Below are 7,143 nucleotides of genomic sequence, written 5' to 3' on the forward strand. Positions count from 1 at the left end.
CCCGCCGAGCTCGGCCGCTACGCGTCGGTGCGGCTGTTCGTGGAGCGGGCTGCGGAGGTCGTCCCGCACTTCGGGCTCGACGCGGACAACGCCGGGGCGGTCGCCCAGATCTGCTTCCGGCTGGACGGCATGCCGCTGCCGCTGGAGCTGGCCGCCGCCCGGGTCCGGATGCTGACCCCGCAACAGATCGCGGACCGCCTGGACGACGCGCTCACCCTCCTCGGCCAGGGCAGCAGGCACCAGGTGACCCGCCACCAGACCCTGCTCGCCACCCTGGCCTGGAGCCACCAGCTGCTCGACCCCGAGGAGCGGGTGCTGCTGCGCCGGCTGGCGGTCTTCGCGGGCACCTTCTCGCTGGGCGCCGTCGAGCAGGTCTGCACCGAGGGCACCGCCCCCGCCACCGCACTGGACCTGCTCGGCCGCCTGGTCGACAAGTCGCTGGTCCTGGTGGAACGGCCCGGCCCGCAGGTGCGCTACCGGCTGCTGGAGACGATCCGCCAGTACGCCGGGGAGCGGCTGCGCGAGAGCGGGGAACTGGCCGCCACCGAACGTCGCCACCGCGCGCACTACCTGGCGCTGGCCGAGTCGCACGACCCGGAGCCGTCCGCCCGGGCGCCCGCCGGGACGCCGCTGGAACTGGAGGCCGACCACGACAACCTGCGCGCCGCCCTGCGCTCGGCCCTGCGCAGCGCGCCGCAGGACGCGCTGCGGCTGGCGGTCGCGCTGCGGCTGTTCTGGGCCGACCGCGGCTACCTCGCCGAGGGCCGGCGCCGGCTGGACGACGCGCTCGCCGCGGCGCCGCAGCCGACCCCGCTGCGGGCCCGGGCGCTGTTCGGGCAGGGCGTGCTCGCCGTCCGGCTCGGTGACAGCTCCCCGCTCGGCGCGATCGGCGCGGAGATCGTCGCCATCCACCGCGGCGGTCCGGACCGTACCGCGCTCGCCGCCGCCCACTCCCGGCAGGCGCTGCTGCTGTGGATGCGCGGCGCCTGGGACGAGGCCCGGGCGGCCCTGGACGAGTCCTGCGTCCTGGCCGGCGGCGACCCCGCGCTGCTGGCCGCCGCCGCCCACCTGCGAGGGGTCTGGGCGGTCTGCCGGGGCGAGGGGGCGGACGCCAGGAACTCCTTCACCGCCTGTCTGCGGCTGCTCGCCGACGTGGACGGCGGGGTGCCGCCGTTCCTGCCGGTGATGACGCCCGGCTACGTCACCGAGGAGGCCGCCGACGGCACGGTCTCGGTGTACTTCGAGGAGACCGTGCTGGCCGGACGGCTGGTCGGCGCCGATCCGGCCCGCGGCTACGCGCTCGCCAACCTCGCCCTGGCCGCCCGGCTGGCGGGCGACCGGGAGGGCGCGCTCGGTGCGGCCGAGCAGAGCGTCGCCCGGTTCCGTGGGCTCGGCGACCGCCGGGGCGAGTCGCTGGCCCTCAACACCCTCGGCAACCTGTGCCGCAGCCACCGGGCCTACCGGCGGGCCCGGACCTGCCTCGACGCCTGCCTCGAGATCCGGCGCGGGCTCGGCGACCGGCGCGAGATCGGCATCACGCTCGGCAGCCTCGGCCTGCTGGCGCTGGCCGCCGGCGACCTCGACGGCGCCCGCGCCGCGATCGGCCGGGCCAGGGCCGGTTTCGAGGAGACCGACGACCTGCCCGGCACCACCAACTGCCTGCTGCACCTGGGGCAGGCCGCCCGCGCCGCCGGCGACACCGCGACCGCGAAGGACCTGCTCACCCGGGCCCTGGACCTCGGCGGCGTCGCCGGGTCGACCTGCGCCGCCGGGTGGGTGGCGGTGATGCTGCTCGGGCTGGCCGAGCAGGCCGGCGACCGGGCCGCCGCCGACGCCGCGGCGGCCACCGCCCGGGACGGCTTCACCCGGCTCGGCGACCGGCGCGGCCTGGCCCACCTGGACCGGAGGGCCCCGGGCGGCCGCTGAGGCGCCGCTGAGCCGGTGCAAAGCCGCTGCTCAGCGGCGGGTCCTACGGTCGGCGGTGTCGGAATCGAGTTCCACACCGAGTTTCCACACCGAGATCCACACCGAGGAGGCCGACGATGTCCATCGACACGGCAACGGGAGTTCTGGGGGACGCCACCATCGGCGAGCTGGAGGCGGCACTGCGCGGCGAGGTGGTGCGCCCGGGCGACCCCTCGTACGACGAGGCACGGGCGGTCTGGAACGCCGCGCACGACCGCCGCCCGGCCCTGGTGGTGCGCTGCGCCGGCACCGCCGACGTGATCAGGGCGGTGGAGTTCGCCCGCAGCCAGGACCTGCCGGTCGCGGTGCGCGGCGGTGCCCACAGCATCGCCGGGTTCTCCACCTGCGACGGGGGCATCGTCATCGACCTGTCCGCGATGAAGGGCGCCCGGGTCGACCCCGCCCGCCGCCGGGTGCTCGCACAGCCCGGCCTGACCTGGGGCGAGCTCGACCACGAGACCCAGGCGTACGGCCTCGCGGTGACCGGCGGCCTGGTCTCCTCGACCGGGATCTCCGGCTTCACCCTCGGCGGCGGCGTCGGCTGGCTGGTCCGCCGGTACGGGCTGGCCAGTGACAACCTGGTCGGCGCCGACCTGGTCACCGCGGACGGCCGCTCCGTGCACGCCGACGCCGAGGAGAACCCGGAGCTGTTCTGGGCGCTGCGCGGCGGCGGCGGCAACTTCGGCGTGGTCACCTCCTTCGAGTACGAGCTGCACCCGGTCGGCCCGGAGGTCCTCGGCGGCCTGGTCATCTACCCGCAGTCCGAGGCCCGGCAGGTGGTCTCCCGCTGGCGGGACCTGACCGCCGGGATGCCCGACGAGCTCACCACCCTGGTCAACCTGACCACCGCGCCGCCGCTGCCGTTCCTGCCGCCGGAGGTGCACGGCACCCGGATCGCGGTCGTCGCCGGGATGTACGCCGGCTCCCCGCAGGCCGGCGAGGCGGCGGTCGCCCCGCTGCGCACGCTCGGCACCCCGATCGCCGACGTGCTGGGCCCGATCCCCTACCTCGGGATGCAGACCCTGCTGGACCCGCTCTGGACCCGCGGCGCCCACAACTACTTCACCTCGGCGTTCATCGAGGCGTCCGACGCGGCGATCGACACCATGACCCGGCTGCACGGCACCACGCCGACCCCGTTCAGCGAGCTGCACCTGCACCAGCTCGGCGGCGCCTTCGGCCGGGTCCCCGCGGACGCCACCGCGTTCAGCCAGCGCGACGCGGGCTTCCTGTGCAACGTGATCGCCCGCTCGCCCGAGCCGGACGGCTTCGACGGGCACGTCGCCTGGGCGCGCGACGCGCGGGAGCAGATGGCCCGGCACGGCAAGGGCACCATGTACGTCAACTTCACCGGTGACGCGGACGGGGACAGGGTGCGGGCCTCCTACCCGGACGCCGTCCACGCGCGGCTGGTGCGGGTCAAGGACGAGTACGACCCCACCAACCTGTTCCGGCTCAACCAGAACATCCGCCCGTCGTCCGGCGGCTGACCCGCCGCCGGACTCCGGCCCCGGCCCCGGTGCTCACCGCACCGGGGCCGCGCGCTGTGTCAGCACGGCCAGCGCCAGCTCGGCCCAGCGGACGTTCTCCTGCTCGAACGCCAGCCCGCGCAGCAGGGTCAGGTAGGGGCCGACCCGCCCGGCGCGGGCCAAGTGCTCGGCCTCGGTGCGGCCGTCCAGCATCCGCTCGCGCCGCCGCTCGTAGTGGGCCAGCTTGGCCCGGGACCGCTCCAGCTGCAGGGCGACGGCCGTGCGCACCGCCGCGGCGTCGCCCTCGTCGACCGCGTGCACCTTCACCATCAGCTCGTCGCGGATCGCGGTCGGCCGGGCCGGTTCGGCGGTGAACCGGCGCAGCGCCGCCCGGCCGGCCTCGGTCAGGGTGAACAGCCGCTTGTTGGGCCGGCGCTCCTGGAGGACCACCCGGGCCTCGATCAGCCCCTCGGCGGCCATCCGGTCGAGCTCCCGGTAGAGCTGCTGCGGGGTCGTCATCCAGCAGTTCGCCACCGACGCGTCGAAGCCCTTGGCCAGGTCGTACCCCGATGCCTCGCCCTCCAGGAGGGCCGCCAGAACCGCGTTGCGCAATGCCATCGGGCCAGCCTAGCGCCGGGGGTGGACGCCGTCCGGCGGCCTCGATACTCTCCGAAGCACCTATTCATCAAATTGACTATGGAGGGGCAGTCGATGAACGAGTTCCGCAAGGCCGTCGAGGCCAGGGACCACCGGGCGATGACCGCCCTGCTCGCCGACGACGTCGTCTTCACCAGCCCGGTCGCCTTCAAGCCCTACCCCGGCAAGGCGATCACCGGCGCGATCCTGCGCGCCGTGCTGGAGGTGTTCACCGACTTCCGGTACGTGCGGGAGATCTCCGGGGCGGACGGCCGGGACCACGCCCTGGTCTTCACCGCGAAGGTCGACGGCAAGGAGATCAACGGCTGCGACTTCCTGCACCTAGACGACGACGGCCTGATCGACGAGTTCACCGTGATGGTCCGCCCGCTGTCCGCCGCCAACGCGCTCGCCGCGGCGATGGGCGCCCGCTTCGAGGAGATCGCCCGCGAGGCCGCCCAGGGCTGACCCCGGGGCTGACCCCGGGGACGTCCCCGGGGGCGTCGCCGAACCCGCCCGGGTTCACCGCCGGCGGTGGCACGGCAGCGCTGTTCGGCGGAACACCGGCGCGGGCGCCTTGCGAGCAGGCCGGATCGGCCCGAGAGTGGGCGGGCCGTCACCGCACCGACCGCATGGAGTATGTCCGTGGACGCGCCGCCGCCCGCCCGTCCCCGGCCGCACCGGCCCGCCGAACGCGTCGCCCGTCCGCGCCGCCGGCTGCGCGCCGGGATCTCCCAGCTGGCGGGCCTGCTGATCGGCCTGGCCCTCGGCCTGACGCTGCCCCGGATCCACGGCGGCCCGCAGGCGGACGCCGTCCGGGTGGCCGAGGTGCTGGGCGTGGTCTCGCTGGGCGTGGTCAGCGTCACCGCGCTGATCTTCTCCCTGCTCTTCCTGGTGGTCCAGTGGGCCGCGGGCAACTACACCCCGCGGCTGGCCCTGTTCCGGACCGATCCACTGGTCTGGCGGGTCTTCGCGCTGGTGATCGGACTGCTGACGTTCACCGTCACCGGACTGCTGGCGATCGGCTCGCGCGCCACCGTGTCGATCGTCCTTCCCGCGGCCGTCCTGCTGCTCACCGCCGTCGCCCTGATCCTCATCCGCACCCTCCAGCTCCGCGCGTTCCGCTCGATCCAGCTCGCCCAGGTGCTGGCCGACACCGGCGCCCAGGGCCACACGGTGATCAGCGCGTGCTACCCCGCCGGCCGGCCCGCCGCCCCGGACCCGGCCGGCCTGCCGCCGGTCGGCTCCACCGTCCGCTGGCAGGGCCACACCGCCACCGTCGAGCAGGTCAACATGGAACGGCTGGTCCGGGCGGCCGCCGAGGCGGACGCCGTGGTCGAGATGGACGCCGTCATCGGCCGTACGATCCAGCACGGCGACCGCCTCGCGGACGTCCGGGGCGGCCACCTGGACGACCGGGCGGTGACCGCCGCACTGGTCGTGGGCCGCGAACGCGCCTTCCACCAGGACCCCCTGCTGGCGCTGCGGCTGCTCGCCGACACCGGCCTGCGCGCGCTGTCCCCCGCCGTGCACGACCCGGCGACCGCCGTCGAGGTCCTGGACGTCCTCGACGGGCTGCTGAGGCGCCTCGCCGTCGCCGACCTCGGCCGCCGGGCCGTCGCCGACGACCGCGGCACGGTCCGCCTGCTGCTCGCCGGACCCGGCTGGCCGGAGTTCGTCCGCACCGCCCTGGACGACCTGCTCCGGTCGGCCGCCGGGTCGCCGATGGTGCTGCTGCGCAGCCGGGAACTCCTGACCGCCCTGCGGACCGTCGCCCCGCCGGACCGCCGCCCGCCGCTGGAGACCCGGCTGCGGTGGGTCGACGGGCAGCTCGCCGACGCGCACCCGCCGTTCGTCCTGGAGGGCACCGACCCCTGACCCGGGGCCTACCGGGAGGGACCCGGCGGGACCCGGCGGGACCCGGCGGGACCCGGCGGGACCTGGTGGGCCGCCCGCCCGGCGCCCTGCCGTCAGCCGGCCGCCCCCGGCGGGGCCGTGCGGCGGATCGCGACCATCGCCACGTCGTCGGCCAGCCGGGCCCCGACGTGGTGGCGCAGGTCCCCGTGGACGGCCTCCAGCAGCGCGGCCGGCGACAGGGCGAGCCACTGCCGGAGACGGTCGGCCAGGGGGTAGAACTCGCCCGCACGGTTGCGGGCCTCGATGACCCCGTCGGTGTAGAGCAGCAGCGTCGCCCCCGGCGGCAGGCCGAACGCGTCCGCCGCCGGCCGGGGACCGGCCAGATCGCCCAGGCCGAGCGGGGGCGTGGCGACGGCAGGGTCCAGCGCGGTCACCCCGCCGGCGTCCAGCAGCAGCGGCGGCGGATGGCCGAGGTTGGCCAGCCGGACCGGCCCGCCGCCATCGGCGGGAAGGTCGAGGAACACGGCGGTGACGAAGCCGTCGTCGGCGGCGCCCGGCCCCGCCTCGGCGGCCGCCGCCCGCAGCTCCTCGCGCAGGTCGTCCTCCACCTCGGCGACCAGGTCCTCCACCCGCGCGTGGTGCCGGGAGGCCCGCCGGAAGCTCCCCAGCACCTGCCCCGCGGTCCCGAGCGCGGCCAGCCCCTTGCCCTGGGCGTCCCCGAGCAGGATCCGCACCCGCCCGCGGGCGACCGTGGCCGCGTAGAGGTCGCCGCCGACCGAGGACTCCTCGTCGGCGGTCAGGTAGAGACAGGCCAGGTCGAGCGGTCCGATCCGGGTCGGCGGCGGACGGAGCAGGGTGTGCTGCAGCACCTCGACCGCCGACCGGGACCGGGCCAGCTGCCGCTCCCGGCGCTGCCGCACACCGCTGGCGGCGAGCGCGGCGAGGCAGATCAGCAGGATCGTGGCGAGCTGGACGGGGAAGTTCGGCGTCCCGAGCTGGCCGTTGGCGCGGCCGGAGAGGATCACGCACGGGAACATCACGGCGGTCACGATCAGCACGCCGCCCGGACTGCAGAACGCGGCGGCGAGCGGCGGCGCGGCGACCATCAGCGGGCCGAGCCGGATGTCGGGCGGGGTCAGCTCGTCCACCACCAGCAGGCCGACCGGGAGCGACGCCATCACCGCGACGTGGGCCCACCGCTGCCGCCACGGCCGCG

6 protein-coding genes are annotated in these 7,143 nt (G+C 76.1%); 4 read left to right on the plus strand and 2 right to left on the minus strand.

Annotated features, from left to right (window positions below; genetic code table 11):
* Positions 1 to 1,926: tetratricopeptide repeat protein (locus AA75_RS41290; protein ID WP_033825655.1), on the plus strand; the 1,926-nt coding region annotated here is incomplete at its 5' end.
* 116 nt (positions 1,927 to 2,042) lie between these two features.
* The gene (locus AA75_RS41295; protein ID WP_051814305.1) at positions 2,043 to 3,455 is read left to right on the plus strand and encodes an FAD-binding oxidoreductase; all 1,413 of its coding nucleotides are present in this window, start codon (positions 2,043 to 2,045) and stop codon (positions 3,453 to 3,455) included.
* Positions 3,456 to 3,488: 33 nt separating this feature from the next.
* On the opposite strand, the gene AA75_RS41300 is transcribed toward AA75_RS41295, so the two are convergent.
* Positions 3,489 to 4,052, minus strand: coding sequence for a PadR family transcriptional regulator (locus tag AA75_RS41300; RefSeq protein WP_033825656.1), 564 nt, complete (start codon positions 4,050 to 4,052; stop codon positions 3,489 to 3,491).
* Positions 4,053 to 4,145: 93 nt separating this feature from the next.
* Here AA75_RS41300 and AA75_RS41305 point away from each other — a divergent pair, with 93 nt between their 5' ends.
* Together AA75_RS41305 and AA75_RS41310 are read left to right on the plus strand one after the other, a co-directional pair.
* Complete coding sequence (locus tag AA75_RS41305) at positions 4,146 to 4,538, plus strand: nuclear transport factor 2 family protein (protein ID WP_033825657.1); 393 nt, start codon at positions 4,146 to 4,148, stop codon at positions 4,536 to 4,538.
* Positions 4,539 to 4,715: 177 nt separating this feature from the next.
* Entirely contained in the window at positions 4,716 to 5,948 is a 1,233-nt protein-coding gene (locus tag AA75_RS41310) for a DUF2254 family protein (RefSeq protein ID WP_051814307.1), read from the plus strand.
* A 92-nt stretch (positions 5,949 to 6,040) separates the two neighbouring features.
* On the opposite strand, the gene AA75_RS41315 is transcribed toward AA75_RS41310, so the two are convergent.
* The coding region (locus tag AA75_RS41315) for a PP2C family protein-serine/threonine phosphatase (protein WP_082527222.1) at positions 6,041 to 7,143 on the minus strand (1,103 nt) is incomplete at its 5' end.

It is taken from the genome of Kitasatospora sp. MBT63, from assembly GCF_000710465.2.
Taxonomy (GTDB): domain Bacteria; phylum Actinomycetota; class Actinomycetes; order Streptomycetales; family Streptomycetaceae; genus Kitasatospora.